Genomic DNA, 22,230 nt, shown 5'->3' with positions numbered 1-22,230 from the left:
GAAAGTGCTCATGGTCGATGTACTCATGCTCGCAGCACCACGCCGCTGTCGTCTTCCCACCAGACGTAGACTTCGTCATCCCAGGTTGGCCGCGAGCCGCGACGCTCGGCGTTGGCCATGAACGACTGGACAATCTTGCCGCCAGGCAGCTCGACGTAGAACACCGAGTGGCCGCCCAGGTAGGCGATGTCATGCACCTTGCCCTTGGACCAGTTGTAGCGGGCATCGGGCTTGAGGGTGGTGACCAGCATCTTTTCCGGGCGGATGGCGTAGGTCACCGACTTGTCCTGCACCGAGGTGCTGACCCCGTGGCCGACGTAGATCTGCTGCTCGAGGTCCGCGCAGTCGATGATGGCGTAGCCTTCCAGGTCTTCGGTAACGGTGCCGTCGAAGGCGTTGACGTTGCCGATGAATTCGCACACCAGGCGGCTCACCGGCGCTTCGTAGATGTCCACCGGGCTGCCGGTCTGGGCGATCCAGCCCAGGTGCATGATGGCGATGCGCTGGGCCATGGTCATGGCCTCTTCCTGATCGTGGGTCACCATCACGCAGGTCACGCCCACGCGCTCGATGATCTCCACCAGTTCCAGTTGCATCTGCGAGCGCAGCTTCTTGTCCAGGGCGCCCATGGGTTCGTCCAGCAAGAGCAGCTTGGGGCGCTTGGCCAGGGAGCGGGCCAGGGCCACGCGCTGGCGCTGGCCACCGGAGAGCTGGTGCGGCTTGCGCTTGGCGTACTGGGTCATGTGCACCAGCTTGAGCATTTCCTCGACCCGGGCGTCGATCTCGCTGGCCGGCAGGCGGTCCTGCTTGAGGCCGAAGGCAATGTTCTGGGCCACGGTCATGTGGGGGAACAGGGCGTAGGACTGGAACATCATGTTGATCGGCCGCTCGTAGGGCGGCATGTCGGTGATGTCCACGCCATCCAGCAGGATGCGGCCTTCGGTGGGGCGTTCGAAGCCGGCGAGCATGCGCAGCAGGGTGGATTTGCCGGAGCCGGAACCGCCCAGCAGGGCAAAGATCTCGCCTTGGTGGATCTCCAGGGACACATCGTCCACGGCCACGGTTTCATCGAACTTCTTGGTCACGCGGTCGATCTTGACCAGGACCTTCTGCGGGCTCGGAGTGCCTTCGAGGGCCTTGCGGTAAGTGCTGGAGGCGTTTGCCATGTGAAACTCCCAACAGGTGTCAGCAGCCCGATCAATTCGGCCGGGCCTAAAGGTTGATTGCCAGCCCGCAGTGAGTGCGGGCTGATTCGGCGCTGCCTCCCTGGCGGCCTGACGCTATTTGTTGTTGTGGTCTTGCCGTGTGTTGCTCACGCTGGACGACGGGCGCGCACAGGCGCGCTCGCCGCGGGGCAGGGCGTGATGAATCGTCTGGGTTGTGGCCGCGGCCGGTGGTTCAGCGCCGTTGTGCGGCCCGTTGCCGGCAGGCGTCGCCAAAGGCCTGGAAGATCCGCAGGTAGGCCGGGTTCGACAGCACCTGCCATTCCGGGTGCCACTGCACGCCGAAGGCGAAGGCCTTGCTGTGTTCCACCGACAGCGCCTCGATCAGGCCGTCCGGGGCCACGGCCTCGACCCGCAGGCCGGGGGCCAGGCGGTCGACGCCCTGGCTGTGGATCGAGTTGACCCGGATCTCGCCGCCCAGGCCCATGGCCTCGAACACACCGCCGGGCTGGATCGCCACCGGGTGCGCCGGGGCGTACTGCACTTCGATGCGCGGATCGTCGGCTTCGCGGTGGTCCATGTAGCCCGGCAGTTCATGCACCTTCTGGTGCAGGCTGCCGCCGAAGGCCACGTTCATTTCCTGGAAACCGCGGCAGATGCCGAGCACCGGCACGCCGGCGGCAATCGCCGCGCGCAGCAGGGGCAGGGTGGTGGCATCGCGCTGCGGGTCGTGGGCGGTGCCCGGCTCGCTGGGAGTGCCTTGGTAATGGAAGGGTTCGACATTGGATGGCGAGCCGGTAAACAGCAGCCCATCCACTTGCCGCAGCAGATCGTCGATGTCGATCAGATCCGCCAGGGAAGGAATGATCAGGGGCAGGCCCTCGGCCGCGACGCTGACAGCACGCAAGTACTTGTCGCCGCTGACGTGGTAGGGGTGCGGGCCGATCTCTTTGACGCACGCAGTAACGCCGATCAATGGCTTGAATGCCATTTTTATCACCTCGAAATTCACGCTGGAACGAGTTTTTCCAGAGCTTATCCTCGTTGATTTTAATTAACAACTTCCATGTAAAAAATTCTAAACATTATCTGCTTGAAACCCGCAGGCGGCGCGGATTGCGCGGCGTATCGACCTTTAGTGAGGCAAAATAATTGACGAATGGTGGCTGCTGTTGGCTATTGACTCCGGTTTTTCTTTCGGGTTGACTGCTGGCGTGTCACAGCAGTGAACATAATAATTAACACAATAGGTGCATCATGTCGGTCCCCCCGCGTGCCATTCAACTCAATGAAGCCAATGCCTTCCTGAAAAAACACCCCGAGGTTCTCTACGTCGATCTGCTGATTGCAGACATGAACGGTGTGGTGCGCGGCAAGCGCATCGAGCGCACCGCGCTGCACAAGGTCTATGAGAAGGGCATCAACCTGCCCGCCTCGCTGTTTGCCCTGGATATCAACGGTTCCACGGTGGAAAGCACCGGCCTGGGCCTGGACATCGGCGATGCCGACCGCATCTGCTACCCGATCCCCGGCACCCTGAGCGTCGAGCCCTGGCAGAAGCGCCCCACCGCGCAACTGCTGATGACCATGCACGAGATCGAAGGCCAGCCGTTCTTCGCCGACCCTCGCGAAGTTCTGCGCCAGGTGGTGAGCAAGTTCGATGAGATGGGCCTGACCATCTGCGCCGCCTTCGAGCTGGAGTTCTACCTGATCGACCAGGACAACGTGAACGGCCGTCCGCAGTCGCCCCGTTCGCCGATCTCCGGCAAGCGTCCGCATTCCACCCAGGTCTACCTGATCGACGACCTCGACGAGTACGTCGACTGCCTGCAAGACATCCTCGAAGGCGCGAAAGAGCAGGGCATTCCGGCCGACGCCATCGTCAAGGAAAGCGCCCCGGCGCAGTTCGAAGTCAACCTGCACCACGTCAGCGACCCGATCAAGGCCTGTGACTACGCAGTACTGCTCAAGCGCCTGGTGAAGAACATCGCCTACGACCATGAAATGGACACCACCTTCATGGCTAAGCCTTATCCGGGCCAGGCGGGCAACGGCCTGCATGTGCACATCTCGATCCTCGACAAACAGGGCAACAACATCTTCGCCAGCGAAGACCCACAGACCAACGAAGCCCTGCGCCATGCCATCGGCGGCGTGCTCGACACCCTGCCGCAGCAGATGGCCTTCCTGTGCCCCAACGTCAACTCCTATCGCCGTTTCGGTGCGCAGTTCTACGTGCCGAACTCGCCGACCTGGGGCATCGACAACCGCACCGTGGCCGTGCGCGTACCCACCGGTTCTGCCGATGCAGTGCGGATCGAGCACCGGGTGGCCGGCGCCGACGCCAACCCTTACCTGCTGATGGCTTCGGTGCTGGCGGGCATTCACCACGGCCTGACCAACAAGATCGACCCGGGCGCGCCGGTTGAAGGCAACTCCTACGAGCAGAACGAACAAAGCCTGCCCACCAACCTGCGGGACGCCCTGCGCGTACTGGACGACAGCGAAGTGATGGCCAAGTACATCGACCCGATGTACATCGACGTGTTCGTGGCCTGTAAGGAAAGCGAGCTGGCGGAGTTCGAAAACTCCATCTCCGACCTGGAATACAACTGGTACCTGCACACGGTCTGATGACCGTGTCACTTCCTGCGTTGAGTATTTGCCATGACTAAATCCCGCAGCGACTGGGAGCAGCACTTCCAGTCCCTCAGCCTCGAAGGCCGTGCCTTTATCGACGGCCAGTACTGCGCCGCCGCCAGCGGTGCCACCTTTGAATGCCTGAGCCCGGTGGACGGGCGCTTCCTGGCCAACGTTGCCAGCACCGATCAGGCCGATGCCGATCGTGCGGTGGCGGTGGCGCGCCAGGCGTTCAACAGTGGCGTCTGGTCGGGCAAGGCCCCGGCCGAGCGCAAGCGCATCCTGATTCGCTTTGCCGAACTGATCCTTGAGCACCAGGAAGAACTGGCGCTCCTGGAAACCCTGGACATGGGCAAGCCGATTGGCGACTCCATGGCCATCGACATTCCGGCCACGGCCAACGCCATCCGCTGGAACGCCGAAGCCATCGACAAGCTCTACGATGAAGTGGCGGCCACCCCTCACGACCAGCTGGGCCTGGTGACCCGGGAACCGGCGGGCGTGGTAGCGGCCATTGTGCCGTGGAATTTCCCGCTGATCATGGCCAGCTGGAAATTCGCCCCGGCCCTGGCGGCGGGCAACTCGTTCATTCTCAAGCCGTCGGAAAAGTCGCCGTTGACCGCGATCCGCATCGCCCAGCTGGCCCTGGACGCCGGAATCCCCAAAGGCGTGTTCAACGTCCTGCCGGGTTACGGCCACACCGTCGGCAAGGCCCTGGCCCTGCACATGGATGTGGACGTGCTGGCCTTCACCGGCTCCACCGCCGTGGGCAAGCAACTGCTGGTGTATGCCGGCGAGAGCAACATGAAGCGGGTGTGGCTGGAAGCCGGTGGCAAGAGCCCCAACGTGGTGTTTGCCGATGCCCCGGACTTGCGTGCAGCGGCTGAAGCGGCGGCTGCGGCCATCGCCTTCAACCAGGGCGAAGTCTGCACCGCCGGCTCGCGCCTGCTGGTGCAGCGCTCGATCCGCGAACAGTTCATCCCGCTGCTGGTGGAGGCCCTCAAGGGCTGGAAACCGGGCCATGCCCTCGATCCGGAAACCCGGGTTGGCGCGGTGGTGGACCAGCGCCAACTGGAGAACGTGCTGCGCTACATCGAGATCGGCAAGGAGCAGGGCGGCCAACTGCTGGCCGGCGGTGTCCGCACCCTGGAAAGCACTGGCGGCCTGTATGTCGAGCCGACGATCTTCGACGGCGTGACCAACGCCATGACCATCGCCCGGGAAGAGATCTTCGGCCCGGTGCTGTCGGTCATCAGTTTCGATACCGAAGAAGAAGCGCTGCAGATCGCCAACGACAGCATCTTCGGCCTGGCGGCCGGGGTCTGGACCGCCAACCTCAGCCGCGCCCACCGTTTTGCCCGTGGCCTGCGGGCCGGCAGCGTATGGGTCAACCAGTACGACGGCGGCGACATGACCGCGCCGTTCGGCGGCTTCAAACAGTCCGGCAACGGCCGCGACAAGTCGTTGCACGCCTTCGACAAATACACCGAGCTCAAAGCGACCTGGATCAAGCTCTAACTCTTATAACAACAGCGGCGGCGGGCCTGGGCCCGTACCCGCTGGGGAATTTCTCATGCAAACCTACGTGAACAGCTACTACGCGGCGACCCGCAACCAGGCCACCGACTACCCGCAACTCGAAGAGTTGGTGGAGTGCGACGTCTGCGTGATCGGCGCCGGCTACACCGGCCTGTCCTCGGCCTTGTTCCTGGCGGAAGCCGGCTACAGCGTCACCGTGCTGGAAGCGGCCAAGGTCGGCTTCGGCGCCAGCGGGCGCAACGGCGGGCAACTGGTCAACTCCTACAGCCGCGACGTGGACGTGATCGAAGAACGCTACGGCGAAAAAAGCGCCGAAGTACTCGGCAGCATGATCTTCGAAGGCGCCGACATCATCCGCCAGCGCATCCAGCACTACGACATCCAGTGCGACTACCGCCCCGGTGGCATCTTCGCCGCCCTGAACAACAAGCAGCTCAAGGGCCTGGCGGAACAGAAGCGCAACTGGGAACGCCTGGGCAATCACAACCTGAAGCTGCTCGACAAGGCGCAGATCGACCGCGAAGTCGGCACCAAGAACTACATCGGCGGCCTGCTGGACATGCAGGGCGGCCACATCCACCCGCTGAACCTGGCCCTGGGCGAAGCCAGCGCCATCATCGGCCTGGGGGGCAAGATCTTCGAACAGTCGGCGGCGGTGGAAATCACCTACGGCGAACCCAACGTGGTGCGCACCGCCAAGGGCGTGGTCCGCGCCAAGTACCTGCTGATCGCTGGCAACGCCTACCTGCAGCAGGACCTCGACCCCCGCGTCACCCGCAAGAGCATGCCCTGCGGTTCGCAGATCGTGGTTACCGAGCAGTTGCCGGAACAACTGGCCCGCAGCCTGATCAGCAACAACTACTGCGTGGAAGACTGCAACTACCTGTTGGACTACTTCCGCCTCACCGGCGACAACCGCCTGCTGTACGGCGGTGGCGTGGTCTACGGCGCCCGTGAACCGGATGACATCGACCAGCTGATCCGGCCGAAGATCCTCAAGACCTTCCCCCAGCTCAAGGATGTGAAGATCGACTACCGCTGGACCGGCAATTTCCTGCTGACCATGTCGCGCATGCCGCAATTTGGCCGGATCGAAAAGAACGCCTACTACATGCAGGGCTACAGCGGCCACGGCGTCACCTGCTCGCACCTGGCGGGCAAGCTGATTGCCGAAATGATCCGCGGCGACGCCGAACGCTTCAACGCCTTCGCCTCCCTGCCGCACATGCCGATGATCGGCGGGCGCACCTTCCAGGCCCCGCTGACCGCCATGGGCGCCGCGTACTACGCCCTGCGCGACCGCTTCGGCATCTGACGCCACCTCGCTCCTACAGCCCCCACTCCTGTAGGAGCGAGCTTGCTCGCGAAGCTCTGGCCCTTGCCCCCCCCAGAAAAAGCCCCGGAAATCCGGCACTCCATCACCCGGCCTTCACGCCCATCGCCAGTCTTTACAGCTTGCCTGTCAAACATGTTTAAATAGCCGCCTTTTCAGGCTCCAGGGCAGCCAAATCGCGACGTTCGCGACCCAACCGCCGCAAAAATACCCTTAAGTACTTCTCACATAAGGCTGTTATGGACACGGGCACCCGACTCAAACTCGTTCGCGAAAGCTACAAACTCTCCCAGCGCGAGCTGGCCCGTCGTAGCGGCGTAACCAATGCCACCATCTCCCTGATCGAACAGAACCGCGTCAGCCCCTCCGTCAGCTCCCTGAAAAAGCTGCTGGAAGGCATCCCCATGTCCCTGGCCGACTTCTTCACCTTCGACCAGCCGCCCCGTGAGCACCAATACGTGTTCCGCGCCAACGAACAGCCCGACCTCGGTCGCGACGGCCTGCGCCTGTTGATGATCGGCGCCCCGGTGGCCAACCGGCAGATGCGCTTTCTGCGCGAGCAATACGCCCCCGGCGCCAGCTCCGGCGAAGAAGCCATCGTGCATGCCGAAGGCGAGGAGTGCGGCCTGGTGACCCGCGGCACCGTGGAGTTGACCGTGGACGGGCAAGTCAGCGTGCTCAACCCGGGGGATGGCTATTACTTCCCCACCACCTTGCCCCACAGCTTCCGCAACATTGGCCAGGATGAGGCGGAAATCATCAGCGCCAACACCCCGGCGAACTTCTAAGGGGCCGGGTAACTGATCCGGCTCGACCTGTTGCAACCCTATCCAGCCTGCGCCTTGTGTCGCGGGCTTTGTTTTTTAGACCGGTGACTGCGCGTTGCCGCGCTTGCCGGCAACGCCTGGAGCGGGCGCCGTTCAGGTAAGTAAGACCCATGATCAAGGACAGACGACAAGCATTCCTCAGCGCAGCGCGCCTTGCGAACTTCTTCAGCAACTACCAGCACAGCGTGGAGTTCTTTACCGAGAACACCTTTGAGTCCGACTCCGAAGCACAGGAAAAGTCCCTCAGGGCCCGGCATTTCCAGAAGTGGATCTTCAAGGAAATCCTCATCCGCTACACCGCCGGCCACAGCATCGACCTGCTGATTCCCCTGCTGGAAACCCTGGTGGACAGTTACGAACACCTGCAAAGACAGCTGGCCCAGTACAACCAGATTCCGAACATCACCCCCTTGGCGATCGACGACTGGCTCGACCAGTACCAAGAGTGCGTCCAAGTGTTCAGCCTGTGCATCCTGCTGCACCGCACTGATCTGCTCCAACGCTTCGTGGCCCTGATCGACCCCGCAGGCTACGCCGGGGACGACACCCTCTACGAAGACCTGCTGAGCAAGCTGCTGCCCGACCGATATGACGTCGATGACTGGTACCACGACGTCTACACACCGCTGATACAAGCCATCTACGCCGACGACCCAACCGAGGCCAGCGACCTTCTGCAGCAGTACTGTGACGACTGGTACCCCGCGTTCGAACAGGCGCCCTGGCACGACAGCCACCTGCAAGGGGACGAGGGCAGCTATTGCGGGTATTGGGCGTTCGAGGCGGCAGCCATCGCCTTTCTGTATGGCATCGATGACAGCGGGGTCGAGCACAGGGTCTATCCCAAGGATCTGGTGGCCTATGCGAGGAACCTTCGGCCGAGCCACCCGAAACATGTAGCGCCGGTGGTGGCGGGGCAGTCCTGCAGCAAAGCCGGTTATTGGTTTACCCCGGCGGAGCCGGAGTCGCGGCGCTGCTTTGCAGAGGGGGAAGTGATGCCGGCGTTTGAGGGGGGAGCGGTTTGGTATTGGGTGGCGCAGGGGTAGGGGTGGGCTGCCATTCGTTGTAGCGTTTTCCAACGCTAGTTTCTGGTCGAGTGCAGAAGGGGCTGCTATCGACTCAACGGCATCGTCCTTGAGCGGCAGTTTTCGGTCAGCAGTGGACTGCCCCTCGTCCGACGTACATGAGGTGCTTAATGGATAAACCCGCGATCACCGGCTTAGTGATTGATCGCAACTCATTGATGCCGGGCAAAGGCTACTTTGAGTTGTCTGGTCGACAGCCTGAGGACTTTGCCTGTTGGAGGGCGGAAACTGAAAAATCGAAAAACTTCGATTGGTTGCCATTTGAAGGTTCAACTGATCGCTCAGAAGTAACAATCTATCGGATAATTCGCGACACATTGCTGGCGCGGCGAGTCAAACAACTACACAACTACCAATGCCAGCTCTGTGGTCACACGATCGTACTCCCCGATGGGAGTCGGTACGCCGAAGCCCATCATGTACAGCCACTGGGAGCCCCCCATAACGGACCGGACATATTGGAGAACATCGTCTGCGTGTGCCCGAATCACCACGCCGAGCTTGATTACGGCGCGCGCACTCTCAACCAAGCCGACCTCCGACCAGCAGAGGGGCACTCCCTTGGCTGCCGCTATCTGGCGTACCACAATACGAGGTCCACAAGGTGACTTAGGTACCTGCAAACAGAGAGGACTCCGTAACATGGCCACGCCTACCAAATTGGATCGCCTTGCCTTTTCGTTTTTTCGCGAATTCGCACGCTGCGAATATTGCCTCAAACTGTTGGGCTTTTAGAGGGTTCCTCACGCAAACCACAGGCCGACTGGGGCACCTTTGCAGTACAGGTGATCGCAGTTTTTGATGTGCCACCGAATGCCGAAACTGAAGACGCGATCCAGTACTACCTTACTCATCCCCCTAAAAAACAAGTGTTTTAGACGGAGCTCCCAGTTGGTCGACGACGCTTCCCTGTCATCGGAGCCAAGCAGAATTCGTTCTGTGCTTCGTGTACCGAGTGAGGAACAGCTTGTTCCATGGGGAAAATTCAACGGCCACTACAAAGGAGCGAGGAATTACTTTATCAAAGGCTGATAATCCTACGAGCGGTAGGATCAGGCCACCCCAAGGTTCGCGAAGCCTATGCGAATCGGGCTGACTGATCGGCCCTTTTTGGGAAAGTTTTAACAATTCGGCAAGATTGAGAGTTTTATCCGACCAACAAGCAGCAGACGCTCCCAACCAAACCCCATAACCAAGAGATATATGAACAGATTCCTTTACAAATACATGCCTTTAAGACCGGACTTCTTTAAAAATCCAATGATCCGGGCAACTCCAGTCTTGGATCTGAACGATCCTTTTGAAGGGCACTTCAACAAAAAACAAGTACGCGACGCAGATCGAAATCAAAGAGAATATTACAAGAGAAATGGTGAAAAGGTTTACGAAACTGACGACGCAGAACTCAATGACAGCATGGGAGTAATCCAAAGCGAACTATTCGATCTAGGAATTCTCTCTTTTACGGAAGACTACAACAACCCCCTCATGTGGGCTCACTATGCCGACGACCATAAAGGAGTAGTAGTCGAGTTCGACTTTAGCGTTCCATTTTTTGCGGACTCACTGAAAGAGGTTAATGGCCGCAAAAGTCGATTCGGAGAAAGCTATCTTGCTGATTTTTTTGAGCTCCCAGAGAAAGTTGATTATCGCAGAGAAATGCCAAGCTTTGAGAGACCGGAGCTTTCAGCACCGGATTCAATAAATGAATTTCACTGGAACAAATTCAATCGCGCAATACTATTCACCAAAGCAAATGATTGGATTTACGAAAAAGAACAGCGATCTATTGTCCAGTTAAAAGACGCTGATTCAATAATATGCAACGACAATCCGCACATTAGAAAGCAATGCACTCTCGACCCTAGTATTGAGCTGGTAGAGTTAAAAAATAACAAAATACAAGTAATCTATCCTAATGAGTACGAGATGCATGAGGAAATGGGGGATCAAAGCATAAAAGCCGAGATTCACCTTTTATCCACCGACTATAAAGAGCCAGCTATTCATTTATTTAGAATCAATCCTCTGGCCATTAGTGGAGTATATTTCGGATGCAATGCCATTGAGTCTTTATCTTTGGAAAATATAGAAAGAAACTCAGCCCTGAAGCATCTGATCAATATTTATAAGATGCGTATCAATGACACGGAGTATCAGTTAACCCCCGTCAAACTAACAAAAAATAGCTAGGCGACCCCTAGGGGTACCTGATTGTGACGATGGCAGATGGCTGCTTAGGGTAGCTTTTGGTCGTTTACTGCAGGTGCTGACCGTCAGCTCCTGGCCGAAAACGGTCTCTTGTAAGAGGTTGCTTCTGGGCGAAGGCAGCCTTTCACAAGCAGATCACTGTGTGTTTTTGAAACGAAAAACCGAACGATCTTTTACCCAGAAACTGTCATCGAGCGAATACCACTTCTATAGTCCAACATGTCACCGCAACTTAAGTGACTGGTCATCGCGGGCCAAAAAACTATGGGCATAAACCTCGTCTCTTAGCCGATTCCATTTGGCTGTTTGACGGCGGTAAAGACTTGTCTCTCATGGAGTTTCACCAATGACCCGCACACCTACCTGCAACCCCATCCCGCTCACCCGCAACGACACCGACCATCCCGTCCTTTACCTGGACGCCAACGCCTCGTTATCCGATCTGTATACCTGCGCTCAGCAACGCATCGGCGCAGCCCGGAATCTGCTGGAAATCCTTGATTGTGCTTCTGGTCCGCAGGACCTCTCACAGATCCGTTTTGCCATCGGCCTGTTGCTCAGTGATGGCTTCGATCTGCTGCGTACCTTGGGTGATAGAACCTTGGGGCAGGTTGATCCTGCGTAACCCCGATTGAGTGCTGAAGAAACGAAAAAAGGCGACGCAATGCGTCGCCTTTTTGCTTGAACGGGGCGCTTTCCAGAGATCGACTCTGCGCCTGCTGTCCTACCTCTGCCGTCGGCCTCAGCTCCGCTCACCGTTTTTTGAGAATTACCTTAGGGCCCCGCCCGAACTCCTGCGTTAGCGTCTCCTGTCTCCCGGACGGGAGGCCCTTTCACCCGAAGCGCAGGAGATGCCAAATGATCTCTTCCTCACGTTTGGGCGACAGCCATGTCTGCCCGCTGCCGGGGCACGGCACCACCGCCATTGTTACTGCCTCCGACGACGTCATCATCAACGGAATGGGCGCGGCCCGGGTCGGTGATGCCTGTGGCTGCGGCGCGGTGATTACCACAGGATTCCCTTCTGTTCTGATCAATGGCCGGCCCTTGGCCCATGTGGGCAGTCTCACCAGTCACGGTGGCAGCATCGTCAGCGGCTCTGGCGATACCTTCGGCGGCTCGCTTTTCGCGCCCGCCGACGGCGCCGCCATCGTCAACTTCGCCACGCTGGGCGCCATCCGCGCCGATGGCTCGGTGGATGAGTCGCGCATGGCCACGCTGCTGGCCGATCCGGCGCTGACGGAAAAAGCCCAGGCGGCCAATGCGCTGGTCAGCCCGTTGGCTGCCTCCACGGCGGCCCTGCAGGAGGGCGTCGAGCCGGGGTTTCATATCGTCGAGCAGCCCATGTCCCGCTCGGCACTGGAGTCCATACTCTTCGCCACGCCCGATAGCGCCGTGCTGGAGAAGTTTCACCGCCTCAACCCGCAACTCAGCGACTACGCCAAGCCGGGGCAATTGATCGTTCTCAGTGATCCGGCCAACGTCCAGTGCACCCGTGAGGAGGCCTGGCTGATGGAGGCGGCGGAGAAGGTCAACGCGGCACTTGAGCCCATGAGCGATGAAGAGGCCAGTTTCCTGGCGCGCCATCGTGATCTGTTGGAGTCCTTTGCCTCCCAGGGATCGACCGCGCTGGGCGTCGGCGCCGCGATCTTCGCCAAGAACCTGGAGGATGTTAAAGCCTCGCTGCGGGATATCGAGAGCTTGCATCAGCGTACTTTTCAGCAGCATGGGCATTTGCGTTCTGTCGAGTTTTTTGCCGAGCGCAAAAGGTTGCTGGCGCAATTGGATACTCGGCTGACTGCCTTTACCCGCAAGGGGATCGGCTTTCCCGAGCATCCCAAGTTGAAAGCGGCGCTGGGGATTTCCAGCCGCAGCCTGGTGCACCACTGGAAACTGGCTGGGGCACCGGGGCAGATACCGGGGTATGCGACGAATATGCAAGGCGTGGCAAAGGCGTCTCAGTATGTGAAGCGCTTGGGCTGGCTGGGTGTGGGGTTGGGTGGGGGCGCTTCGTATCTGAAGGTTCAGGAGGTGTGTACGGCGGGCAATGTTGAGGCTTGTGAACGGGTGAGATTGACAGAGGGAGGCAGTTTTATTGGGGCTGTCGGTGGTGGTATGGCGGCGGGCACGATATTGACGGGTTCTGTTGCAAGCTCCGTTTGTGTGGGGTTAGGAGTTCCTACCCTGGGTGCCGGAGCTCTGGTTTGTGGACTAATAGTTGTAGGGGTTGGTTCTTATGCTGCTGGCACTGCAAGTGGTCTGGTGGGAGAAAAGGTAGGAGAGCGGATCTATGAGATGCAGAAATGAACCTAGTCAGTACCGTGTATGAATTTTCTGTCCTTCTGGGCGCCGTGGCTCTATCGGGGATTTTCGTTTGGATGGGCGTCTGCCTGTATTGGGGATATACCCAGGTCGATGAGTTTCTGGAGCGTCTCAAGCATTGTTCTGCCGTCATGAACCTGGCTCCGCTTAAGCAGGGCGGTCCTTGGGCAAGGTTGTTGTTGGTCGGGGGGGTGACGTCTATCGTAACTTTTCCACGTGTATATCTTAAGAATGGCGGTGTCAGTGTGGAGGATCTCGATAGTTTTCCGCAGAACTTGAAGAACAGGTTTGCCGTATTGCAGTGGGTTGGACGCGGACTCATTGCGGGACTGCTTATATCTGCCGGAGCGATAAAATTAATAGAACTGAGTGTCTGAGTTGTTCGGGGGGAGGGTGTTAAGTGCAGCCTGTGGACAAACTCTCCGGCGAGCTGGTTTATAACCCACATCTTTCCATTCAGCCTATTCAACCGTTCGCGTACACCAAGGGTAAAAATGCAACTGACAGCGCGCTCATCATTGACGCCATGGACTTGCTGTAGCCCTTTGCCTCACAGGGATCGACCGCGATGGGCGTTGGCGCCGCGATCTTCGCCAAGAACCTGGAGGACGTGAAAGCCTCGCTGCGGGATATCGAGAACCTGCATAAACGCACCTTTGAACAGCATGGGCATTTGCGTTCTGCCGAGTTTTTTGCCGAGCGCAAAAGGTTGCTGGCGCAATTGGATACTCGGCTGACTGCCTTTACCCGCAAGGGGATCGGCTTTCCCGAGCATCCCAAGTTGAAAGCGGCGCTGGGGATTTCCAGCCGCAGCCTGGTGCACCACTGGAAACTGGCTGGGGCACCGGGGCAGATACCGGGGTATGCGACACACGTACAGGGCGTGGCAAGGGCATCTGCGTATGTGAAGTACGCGGGCTGGCTAGGTATTGGGTTGGGAGGTGGCGCTTCCTATATGAAGGTTCAGGACGTATGTACGGCGGGAGATAGGGAGGCTTGTGAACGGGTGACACTGGCTGAAAGTGGCAGCTTCCTGGGAACCGTGGGTGGTGGGGCCGCCGCCGCCACTTTTTTATCCGGTGCGGCTGCCGGAACTTTATGTGTGGCTTTGGGAGTGCCCACAGGAGGTATGGCTACCTTTATATGTGGACTTGTAGTTGTAGGAGGTGGTTCTTTTGCGGCTGGCGCTGTCGGTGGAACTTTAGGCGAGTTTTCCGGTGAGCTGATTTATAAGGGAAGCAGATGAATTCGATTGATTTTATTGAAGCCGCTCTAGGTATCGCATCTGGATCGATTATTCTGGGGCTGTTTGTCTGGATTGGAGTGTGTCTGCAGCTGGCATATACCCGAATGGATGAGATGCTGGAGTTGCTGAAGAATTGCCCGGCAATTATGACTCACACTCCACTTATGCAGGGCGGGCCCTTTGGCAGATTATTGTTAGTAGGGCGAATATCCGGAGTTGTTACGTTTCCAAGGATCTATCTTAAATCTGGCGGGGTTAGCATTGATGATTTGAGCAAGATGCCTACGCCGCTTAAGAGAAAGCTAGCAGTATTGCAGTGGAGTGTGATCTGGTTGTTAGTGGGGATGTTGGTATGTGCTGCCGGTATAAAGCTGATAAAGCTTTGTGGCGGCTGAAGCATTGTGTCGACACCAGGGAGCGGTTGAGTAATGGCTAGAAGTGATCCGTCCCTGAGCTTGTAAGCAGATAGCTAAGAACGACTATTCATCACAGATGGCAATGACCCGCAGATGGCTGCCCCTGCGCATCGTGCAGCTCGGGCACCGTCGATGTTGGTTAGAATGGCGTGTTGAAGTCCATTGCTCGCAAGGGAGCCCAATGAGCACTGAAAAGCCAGAGCTTTTGTTCATCCTTCAAAGGTTTCTAGATAAGGTTTATGAGAAGGCTTCGAAAAACCAGAGTGGTTTACTCAGAAGAAACCATGGCTATTACACATACGCGAATGAAATGCTCTTCGTCTACGTGACCATTTTCCCTAAAGAGGTTGAGCTTGTTTTTGAGGGCAGGCAGGTAGGTAACGGGGTTTTTAGTGTTGCTTTGGATATGTGCATGTCCAGTGGAGAAGTACTGGCTGGCGACCTGCTGTCTCTGAACGGGAGATGCGAGGAGATCAGCGCGGCATTGGCCTCGCAAGAAGATTGGGTATTGACCCTGTTGTTAAAGTGCTTGGGCAACTGAGTCTTTTTTCGAGAGCGCGGACACCGCAGGCGTTCCGGTTTGCCGGTACGCGAGCGCCGAGTTTATGCAGTGACCGCTCCTGGGCGAAAACGGACCCGGCCGCTAGGCAGGTGGCCCGGATGCCGCTGCCCGCCTCAACGCTGGACCGGGTCGCCATGCACCATGATCCGGCCGTCATATCCACAGCTGATCCAGCGCCCGGCGCCGGTGGGGAGTACATCGGTTGCAAAGTTGTCGTGTGAGCCGATGCTCACCCCTTGCCGTGAGGGCAGGTTCCAGCGCTTGACGAATCCGTCCTCGCCGCAGGTCAGCAGCATGTGTCGCGCCTCGAAGCGCACGCGCCGCACAGGCCCGTCATGAGCGGCAAGGCAATCCAGGAGCGCGAGCATCGGTTCGGTCGCTAGCAGGTGCACCGCGCCGTCGAGATCACCAGCGGCCAAGGTGACGCTGCCATCGGCGTCGATCCAGCTCGCCAGCGTCCTCAGGGGGCGGCCCAGATCGAGCACTCGTACGCAGTCCCGCTCCTCGGGTTGCCACAGCCTGACGGTTCCGTCCTCCGATGCGGTGGCGAAACCACCGTTGGCCGTAGGCGCGATCGCCCAGACCCAGCAGGCGTGGGCCTGACGCTTGTCCGTGGCACCTGTCGCCAGGTTCCAGACTGTCACGCGACCGTCAGCAGCCCCGGTCACGAGGCGGTCAGCGCCTAACCTTGCCGAGGACAGGACGGCCGAATCCGATGTGCCGACCAACCTTGACTTGCCGGTCGCCAAGGACCAATGCCGGATCGTACGATCCCGCGAGTGAGAAACAAGCTCGCCAGGCGCCACGTCCACCAGACCCAGAATGGATTGTGTATGTCCGTCAAGCTGGCCCAGGCACCGGCCCTCGCGATCCCACAGCCGGATGGTTGCGTCACGCCCGGCGCTTGCCAAGCCCCTGTCGCCAAGGTCGGCAAGCGCCCATACGTAACCGCGGTGGCCCGGCTGGAAGGGGCCGTCGACGTGCAAGGATTGCTGTGGCTCGTACATCAGGTCACTGCGCATGACGTATTTTTGGCCAGCGTCCACTAAGGCGCCGGCGTGCCAGAGTGTGTGGTCGAATACGATCAGGCTGCCCTTTCGCGGGCGCAGCCTGAGCGTGGAATCCCGGTTCGACATGGCTGCGGACCGTCCCTCGAAGAACACGGTCTCTCCGCCGCTGAATGCATCGTCGTTAAGATAAATCATGAAAGTCAGGCGTGACTGTTGGTGCTGGCGATGGTGTACACCATCCTGATGGGCGCGGAACTGGGTGCCGGGCCGGTAGCGGCAGAAGCGCAGCCGCTCATTGATGCCGACCAGATGCCAGCCGTCCTCATCGATCACCGTCCCCAGCCTCGGCAACCGCAAGGCGCAGTGCTTCAAGCGTTCGAATAGTCGCCCGGCCAGAGCAGGGTCGTCTGCCACGATCCGGTCATTATCGCGGTAGGAGGACGGGTAGTCAGACCCTGCGCTGGCGAACCCGCACTGCTCCGTGGCTTCTATCAACGCTTCGCACTCGCTGGCCGAAAGAAACGCGTGGACCAGGACACACCGCACCTTGTCACCCAGCGGTAGCTCGACCGAGGCTGACGTAGCAGTGGCCCCCGCCATCAGTTTTTCAGCGAAGGAATTCATCGTGATCTCCAAAGTTGGTCTGATAACCAATATTTGGAAAGCTAGGGTGTGGCGGGGTCGATGTCAATGCTAAGCTGGTCGCGCAACCAACATTGGAAAGGTGACATGGCACGGCGCTCGAACACTGATGAAAGACGCGGCCAGATCGTGGCGGCACTCCAGGCCGTCATGGCCAAGGCCGGCTACGCTGGCGCAACCGTAGCGGCCATCGCCCGGCATGCGGAGCTAGCGCCTGGCCTCGTGCACTACCACTTCAAGGACAAGCGCGAGATCTTGGTGGCACTGGTCGACTCACTGGCCGGCTACGCCCATCAGCGCTACGAGTCCCGGGCCGCTGCGGCCCAGACGGCCGAGCAAAGGCTTCAGGCCTACATTGCAGCACACCTGGCCTACGGTTCGGACGCGCAGCCCGATGCGGTCGCGGCATGGGTGATGATCGGCGAACAGTCGGCCCACGACCCAGACGTGCGTGAGGTCTATCAGGCTGTGCTAGCGGCGCAGATGAAGCTTCTCAAGGGCCTGCTCCGGCAGCGGTTCGCCGAACGCGGACGCCGCGCCCGAGGGCTCGACGCGCTGGTGGCGGGCATTACCTGCTTTATCCAGGGGGCGTTCACGCTGTCCACCACGGCGCGGCCACTGCTGCCGACGGCCTTCGCCGCACCGACGTTGATCGCCTGGGTCGAGCGGTACATTGATGGGGAGGAGGAGCGATGATGAAACCGCCAGAAGGGCGCAACCTCTTTCCGGCCGGCGCGCACGGCGCCTCCGAGGTGCCTGATGGTGTGGATTTCGCCGCCTGGGCTCGCCTCTGGGCGGAGCTTGGCGCCGGCTGCCCGCCGCGAGCAACCTACGAAGAGCTCCTTCGACGCTACCGCGAGCCCCATCGTGCGTACCACAACGGCCAGCATTTGCAGGAATGCCTCCAGGTGCGCCGGCTCATCAACGCTGCTTGTCACGCCCCCGCTGAAGTCGACCTCGCACTCTGGTTTCATGACGCCATATACGACCCCCTTCGCAGCGACAACGAGCTGCGCAGTGCGCAATGGCTGGACGACGTGGCGCGCGATAGCGGCCTGGGCGATGAAACCCGACGCAGGCTTTACGGCCTGATCATGGTGACGCGGCACGACGGCGCTCCAGCGTCGGCAGACGAGGCCGTGTTGGTGGACACGGATCTGGCGATCCTTGGGGCATCGGCCGCGCGGTTTGAGGAGTACGACCGCCAAGTCCGTCGCGAGTACCGACATGTGCCGCTGTTTGTGTACCGCCGAAAGCGGCGCCAGGTCCTGGAGGGCTTCCTGGCACGCGGGCGCATCTATACGACCGCACCCTACTTCGATGCATTCGAACAGCAAGCCCGCGTCAATCTTGCAAGTGCCATCGACCGCCTCGGCTGAGGAACGGACCCCAGTGGAGGGGCGGGAATTTCGCCTTTGCAGGCGCCTGGTCATTCTGCAGTTCAAGCCGTCACCGTAAATAGATGACGCGGCATCGCCGGCCAAAAAACCATGGTTACAGGTCACACAGGCTGCCGTTGCCGTTGCGCCCGTGATACCGACCTAAGGCTTGGCCCGGTCCCAGCGACATTCCGCCAACCGGTGCACATCGGTTCCGCTCTTTTCTCGCCTGTCGATGTCGCCTCAGCGTTCAGGTAGATAAACGAGGTGGTATCGAGAGGGCATCCTGCAAATGCACGGATTCTGGACACTCATTGGTAGCCACGCCAATAGGCCTCGACGTGCCACAGTGGGCGTCCTGTCAGGACTTCCCGTATGCCATTGATCACGGCTTGATACTGCTCGGCATCGAACTTCGACCAGCGTTGCTTTCGTGCTTGTGCCCAGACTGCCCGTAAACCGCCAACATCTTGATCGTAGAGCTCATCCAGCAAAAGCTTGTCGATAGGGGGATGCAGAGCCTGGACATGGGGATGCAACTCCTGGCCGGCGCAGACAAAGGCACCCTTGAGATAAACATTGATGAGCTTTGCTGCGACGCCGTGGCCGAATCCGACCAGGCCCTTGTTCCTGGCTGCTTCGATTGCGGTCTCGCGCCATATTTTGTGCTGGGCATCGATGTTCTCGGGAGACGGCAGAAGTTGCGGGCCCGCTAGTAGCAGGTGCAGGCCTGTGGCTTCGATGATTGTCTTGCCGGTACTCACATCGAAGCGACAGGTCTTGGTGCTCGCTGCACGACTTGCCGCCCAGGCGGTGTAGCGGTGAAGGTGTTCGGCAATGTCGTAGGGCTTGATCAATGTGGGAGCGTTCATACGGGCATCTCCAGCTGTTCATAGGCGTACAGCCAATACAGTGTTCTTTGGTTGTTGAAAGTCTTGACCTCGACCACGCCACGGTTCTCCGGCAGCCAGCTGTTGTCCCAGGTTCGGGTGGAGTCTTCCATTTGCCACCAACTGACAATGTTTGCGTGCCAGGTTTCGACAAGCATCAAGCGGTAGACACTGCGGGTCTTGGTGGAAGGGGAGATGAACTTCTCCAGGACCGGGGCCAGGTTTTCCGCTTTCATCCTTTGAAAGTCGATACGCAGTTGTTCGGCTTTCTTCGGGGTGAAGAGGCGCTTGGCCTCGACAAAGAACACACGTTCCTTGTCGAACAACATGCAGTCGATCCGATACTCATAGCGCTGGGTGAGCGGGTTGAGGAACGGCACTTCCATGAACGCATGGGCGTTGTTGCGTGTGCCAAACGCATTGGCCAACTGAAAGGTGAGGTTGCGTTCGTTCATGCCATTGCGGCCGTAGGATGGGTAGAACGCACTCAAGCTGTCGGAAAAGTTTTCCGCTGCTTGTTGAATGACACGGTTGATGACTCGACTCACAGTAACCCTTTGCTTTTATCCTTGAAAACTGGCCTGCCCAGGTGCCTGTTGCCCCGAGCATGGCTTGCATCATAAACAACGAGATCCGGGGGTTGCTATCAAAATGCCGCTATCGATGTTACGTCTTTTCGCGGGCTGGGCGTTTTGGGCATCAGTGCGATCTGTGCGGTCGAAAGCAACGAAGCGTTCCTTCTTGATCGCTCCTTGTGGTGTTCACTGCGTGGTTGCCTGATCAATCTTGATGCGAAGCAACCTTTAGCCAGTGCGCGGGCCACTCATCTATGCGTGCAAATGCTTTTTCAAGAACGACCGGGTTCGTTCGTGAGTCGGGTTTTGCAGGATCTCTTGTGGCGCGCCTTCCTCGACCACCACGCCACCGTCCATGAAGATGATCCGGTCCGCCACTTCGCCGGCAAAGCGCATTTCATGGGTGACGATCAACATGGTCATGTGTTCGGCGGCGAGTTGCTTCATGACCTGGTTGACCTCTTCCACCAGCTCGGGGTCCAGCGCCGAGGTGGCTTCATCGAACAGCATGACCTTGGGGCGCATCGCCAGGGCCCTGGCAATGGCCACGCGCTGTTTCTGCCCGCCGGACAGGCGAGAAGGGTACTCGTCGAACTTGTTGGCCAGGCCGACTTTCGACAGGTACTCCATGGCCAGCTCGCGAGCGGCTGGCCGGGTCAGCCCTTTGAGCTTGATCGGGCCGAGGGCGATGTTTTCATGCACGGTCAGGTGCGGGAACAGGTTGAAGTGCTGGAACACCATGCCCATCTGCTGGCGCACGCTGTTGATGTGCTGTTCGAAGGCTCGACCTTTCAAGGGCCGGTTGACGTGTTCGCCTTCCAGCCAGATCTCCCCCTCGTTCAGCACTTCCAGGTGGTTGATCGAGCGCAGCAGGGTGCTTTTGCCCGAGCCACTGGGGCCGATGATGGCGATGATCTGCCCGCGCGAGACAGACAGATCGATGCCTTTGAGCACTTCAAGTGCGCCATACGCCTTGCGCGCGCCCTTGACTTCAACCATGAGCTTTTCGGTGGTCATCGTGACATCTCTACCTTGGTTTCAAGAAGGTGCAGGCCGGCTTCCAGGACAAGATTGACTGCGTAATAAATCACCGCGACGGCCAGATAGAACTCGAACGGGCTGTAGGTTTCGCTCACGGCGCGCTGGGCGCTGTAGACCAGTTCGGCAATGCCGATGATCGACACCAGGGAGGTGTCCTTGAGCAGCACGATCAGGTTGTTGCCCAGGGGCGCCAGGGTACTGCGCAGGGCTTGCGGCACAATCACGTAGCGCTGAGCCTGGCTGCGGCTCAGGCCAATGGAGCGCGCGCCTTCAATCTGCCCCGGATCGACCGACAGGACCCCGGCACGAATGACGTCGGCGTTGTAGACGGCGAAGTGCAGGCTCAGGCCGATGATGCCAGCCATCAATGCCGGGATATCGATCCCCACTTGCACCAGGCCGTAATAGATCAGGTACAGCTGAAGCAGCAGGGGCGTGCCCATCAGCAGCCAGGTCATGAAGCGTATGGGAAGGGATACCAGTTTGGGGGTGTAGAGCACGATAAGGGCGAAGGCTATGCCCGCCATCAGGCTCAATACGCTGGAGCAGAGGAACAAGACGATGGTCCACCAGAGTCCGGTTGCCAGCAGCTCGGAATAGGGGGTGAGGATACTGAGATCGAGGCTTTGCATTGACGCGTCTCACTTTGCCGCGAAGCGTTTGTCGAGGTGGTCAACCAGCAATCTGACCGTGTAGACCATGGCGATATACAAAATGGCCGACACCATGAAGATCTCGAATGGCTTGTAGGTGGAGCTGATAAAGCGCTGCGCTGTATAGGAGAGTTCCACCACCGAGATGGTCGACACCAGGGCCGAGCCCTTGATCAGCGCGACCGCATTGACCCCCAGTGGCCTGATCATCAGCTTGGCGGTTTGCGGCAGGGTGATCAGCCACAGGGTCTGGCCCTTGCCGAAACCGATTGAGCGGGCCGCTTCGACCTGGCCGGGATCGACGTTGCTGATGGCGCCGCGAATGGATTCGGCCATATAGGCCGCGATGTTCAGGCCCAGGCCGATGACGCCAGCGGAAAACGGCTCCAGCTCAAGGCCGATCTGCGGGCCGCCAAAGTAGAGGAGGAAGAGTTGGACCAGGCAGGGCGTGCCGCGAAAAACGCTGATGTAGACCCTGGCCAGGCAGCGAAGCAGGAAAAAGCCGGACAGCCGGGCCGCCACCAGCACGATGGCGACCAGCAGGCCCAGCAGCAGTGCCAGTAGCGAAACGTGCACCGTGACCCAGGCCGCCTCCAGAAAAAACGGCAGGGTGCGCTGTATGAGTGTCAGATCCATGGGCAGGCTCGAAAAGGTCAGGTTGACTGGCCCGACCCCAGGTCGAGCCAGGCTGAAGAG

Annotated in this window: 23 protein-coding genes and 1 pseudogene; 16 read left to right on the top strand and 8 right to left on the bottom strand. The window is 59.3% G+C overall.

The window, feature by feature from the left end:
* Nucleotides 1-23: 23 nt before the first annotated feature.
* Nucleotides 24-1,166 (bottom strand): ABC transporter ATP-binding protein, encoded by a 1,143-nt coding sequence (locus tag AC1RL5_RS15705; RefSeq protein WP_011060637.1) that lies wholly within the window; start codon nt 1,164-1,166, stop codon nt 24-26.
* 232 nt (nt 1,167-1,398) lie between these two features.
* Nucleotides 1,399-2,154 carry a gamma-glutamyl-gamma-aminobutyrate hydrolase family protein gene (locus AC1RL5_RS15700; protein WP_492589678.1) on the bottom strand — a complete coding sequence of 252 codons (756 nt, stop codon included), beginning with the start codon at nt 2,152-2,154 and terminating at the stop codon, nt 1,399-1,401.
* Nucleotides 2,155-2,420: 266 nt separating this feature from the next.
* Between AC1RL5_RS15700 and AC1RL5_RS15695 the strand changes: the two genes are divergently transcribed.
* From AC1RL5_RS15695 to AC1RL5_RS15630, 14 genes and pseudogenes are all read left to right on the top strand, one after another.
* Nucleotides 2,421-3,797 carry a glutamine synthetase family protein gene (locus AC1RL5_RS15695; RefSeq protein WP_072452431.1) on the top strand — a complete coding sequence of 459 codons (1,377 nt, stop codon included), beginning with the start codon at nt 2,421-2,423 and terminating at the stop codon, nt 3,795-3,797.
* 33 nt (nt 3,798-3,830) lie between these two features.
* Nucleotides 3,831-5,321 (top strand): aldehyde dehydrogenase, encoded by a 1,491-nt coding sequence (locus AC1RL5_RS15690; RefSeq protein WP_236186935.1) that lies wholly within the window; start codon nt 3,831-3,833, stop codon nt 5,319-5,321.
* Between the two features lie 55 nt (nt 5,322-5,376).
* Entirely contained in the window at nt 5,377-6,657 is a 1,281-nt protein-coding gene (locus AC1RL5_RS15685; protein WP_492589676.1) for an NAD(P)/FAD-dependent oxidoreductase, read from the top strand.
* A gap of 257 nt (nt 6,658-6,914) precedes the next feature.
* The gene (locus AC1RL5_RS15680) at nt 6,915-7,463 is read left to right on the top strand and encodes a cupin domain-containing protein (RefSeq protein WP_011060642.1); all 549 of its coding nucleotides are present in this window, start codon (nt 6,915-6,917) and stop codon (nt 7,461-7,463) included.
* A 149-nt stretch (nt 7,464-7,612) separates the two neighbouring features.
* A complete protein-coding gene (locus tag AC1RL5_RS15675) occupies nt 7,613-8,548 on the top strand; it encodes a PoNe immunity protein domain-containing protein (protein WP_492589674.1) in 936 nt (311 codons plus the stop codon).
* Nucleotides 8,549-8,697: 149 nt separating this feature from the next.
* Entirely contained in the window at nt 8,698-9,195 is a 498-nt protein-coding gene (locus AC1RL5_RS15670; protein ID WP_143031422.1) for an HNH endonuclease, read from the top strand.
* A gap of 595 nt (nt 9,196-9,790) precedes the next feature.
* Entirely contained in the window at nt 9,791-10,780 is a 990-nt protein-coding gene (locus AC1RL5_RS15665; protein ID WP_492589672.1) for a DUF2971 domain-containing protein, read from the top strand.
* 364 nt (nt 10,781-11,144) lie between these two features.
* A complete protein-coding gene (locus AC1RL5_RS15660; RefSeq protein ID WP_072452420.1) occupies nt 11,145-11,423 on the top strand; it encodes a hypothetical protein in 279 nt (92 codons plus the stop codon).
* Between the two features lie 233 nt (nt 11,424-11,656).
* Nucleotides 11,657-13,105 carry a PAAR domain-containing protein gene (locus tag AC1RL5_RS15655; RefSeq protein WP_492589670.1) on the top strand — a complete coding sequence of 483 codons (1,449 nt, stop codon included), beginning with the start codon at nt 11,657-11,659 and terminating at the stop codon, nt 13,103-13,105.
* Nucleotides 13,102-13,497 carry a hypothetical protein gene (locus AC1RL5_RS15650; RefSeq protein ID WP_072452416.1) on the top strand — a complete coding sequence of 132 codons (396 nt, stop codon included), beginning with the start codon at nt 13,102-13,104 and terminating at the stop codon, nt 13,495-13,497. Before AC1RL5_RS15655 ends, AC1RL5_RS15650 begins: the two co-directional genes overlap by 4 nt.
* A 74-nt stretch (nt 13,498-13,571) precedes the next feature.
* A pseudogene (locus AC1RL5_RS15645) lies at nt 13,572-13,658 on the top strand (NYN domain-containing protein); the annotation flags it as partial.
* A 30-nt stretch (nt 13,659-13,688) separates the two neighbouring features.
* Nucleotides 13,689-14,366: a hypothetical protein gene (locus tag AC1RL5_RS15640; RefSeq protein WP_492589668.1), complete on the top strand. Its 678-nt coding sequence runs from the start codon at nt 13,689-13,691 to the stop codon at nt 14,364-14,366.
* Entirely contained in the window at nt 14,363-14,761 is a 399-nt protein-coding gene (locus AC1RL5_RS15635; RefSeq protein WP_072452415.1) for a hypothetical protein, read from the top strand. The genes AC1RL5_RS15640 and AC1RL5_RS15635 overlap by 4 nt, the downstream gene beginning before the upstream one ends.
* 202 nt (nt 14,762-14,963) lie before the next feature.
* A complete protein-coding gene (locus tag AC1RL5_RS15630; RefSeq protein ID WP_103407912.1) occupies nt 14,964-15,323 on the top strand; it encodes a hypothetical protein in 360 nt (119 codons plus the stop codon).
* Nucleotides 15,324-15,457: 134 nt separating this feature from the next.
* On the opposite strand, the gene AC1RL5_RS15625 is transcribed toward AC1RL5_RS15630, so the two are convergent.
* The gene (locus AC1RL5_RS15625; protein WP_492589666.1) at nt 15,458-16,978 is read right to left on the bottom strand and encodes a 2OG-Fe(II) oxygenase; all 1,521 of its coding nucleotides are present in this window, start codon (nt 16,976-16,978) and stop codon (nt 15,458-15,460) included.
* A gap of 105 nt (nt 16,979-17,083) precedes the next feature.
* Between AC1RL5_RS15625 and AC1RL5_RS15620 the strand changes: the two genes are divergently transcribed.
* Both AC1RL5_RS15620 and AC1RL5_RS15615 read left to right on the top strand, forming a co-directional pair.
* Nucleotides 17,084-17,692, top strand: coding sequence for a TetR family transcriptional regulator (locus AC1RL5_RS15620; RefSeq protein WP_093409095.1), 609 nt, complete (start codon nt 17,084-17,086; stop codon nt 17,690-17,692).
* Nucleotides 17,689-18,375, top strand: a complete 687-nt coding sequence (locus tag AC1RL5_RS15615; RefSeq protein ID WP_492589664.1) for an HD domain-containing protein — start codon at nt 17,689-17,691, stop codon at nt 18,373-18,375. Before AC1RL5_RS15620 ends, AC1RL5_RS15615 begins: the two co-directional genes overlap by 4 nt.
* 311 nt (nt 18,376-18,686) lie before the next feature.
* Here AC1RL5_RS15615 and AC1RL5_RS15610 read toward each other — a convergent pair whose 3' ends face one another.
* The 5 genes from AC1RL5_RS15610 to AC1RL5_RS15590 form a co-directional block, all read right to left on the bottom strand.
* Nucleotides 18,687-19,247, bottom strand: coding sequence for a hypothetical protein (locus AC1RL5_RS15610; RefSeq protein ID WP_019095021.1), 561 nt, complete (start codon nt 19,245-19,247; stop codon nt 18,687-18,689).
* Nucleotides 19,244-19,720 carry a hypothetical protein gene (locus tag AC1RL5_RS15605; protein WP_492589662.1) on the bottom strand — a complete coding sequence of 159 codons (477 nt, stop codon included), beginning with the start codon at nt 19,718-19,720 and terminating at the stop codon, nt 19,244-19,246. The genes AC1RL5_RS15610 and AC1RL5_RS15605 overlap by 4 nt, the downstream gene beginning before the upstream one ends.
* A 372-nt stretch (nt 19,721-20,092) precedes the next feature.
* On the bottom strand, nt 20,093-20,857 hold the full coding sequence (locus AC1RL5_RS15600; protein ID WP_047285775.1) for an amino acid ABC transporter ATP-binding protein: 765 nt from the start codon (nt 20,855-20,857) through the stop codon (nt 20,093-20,095).
* Complete coding sequence (locus tag AC1RL5_RS15595; protein WP_011060658.1) at nt 20,854-21,513, bottom strand: amino acid ABC transporter permease; 660 nt, start codon at nt 21,511-21,513, stop codon at nt 20,854-20,856. The genes AC1RL5_RS15600 and AC1RL5_RS15595 overlap by 4 nt, the downstream gene beginning before the upstream one ends.
* A gap of 9 nt (nt 21,514-21,522) precedes the next feature.
* The gene (locus AC1RL5_RS15590) at nt 21,523-22,170 is read right to left on the bottom strand and encodes an amino acid ABC transporter permease (RefSeq protein ID WP_011060659.1); all 648 of its coding nucleotides are present in this window, start codon (nt 22,168-22,170) and stop codon (nt 21,523-21,525) included.
* Nucleotides 22,171-22,230 lie beyond the last annotated feature (60 nt).

Source organism: Pseudomonas sp. GW822-FHT06D10 (assembly GCF_058799535.1).
Note: the sequence above shows the minus strand (reverse complement) of the source record. Positions and strands in the feature narration are given on the sequence as shown.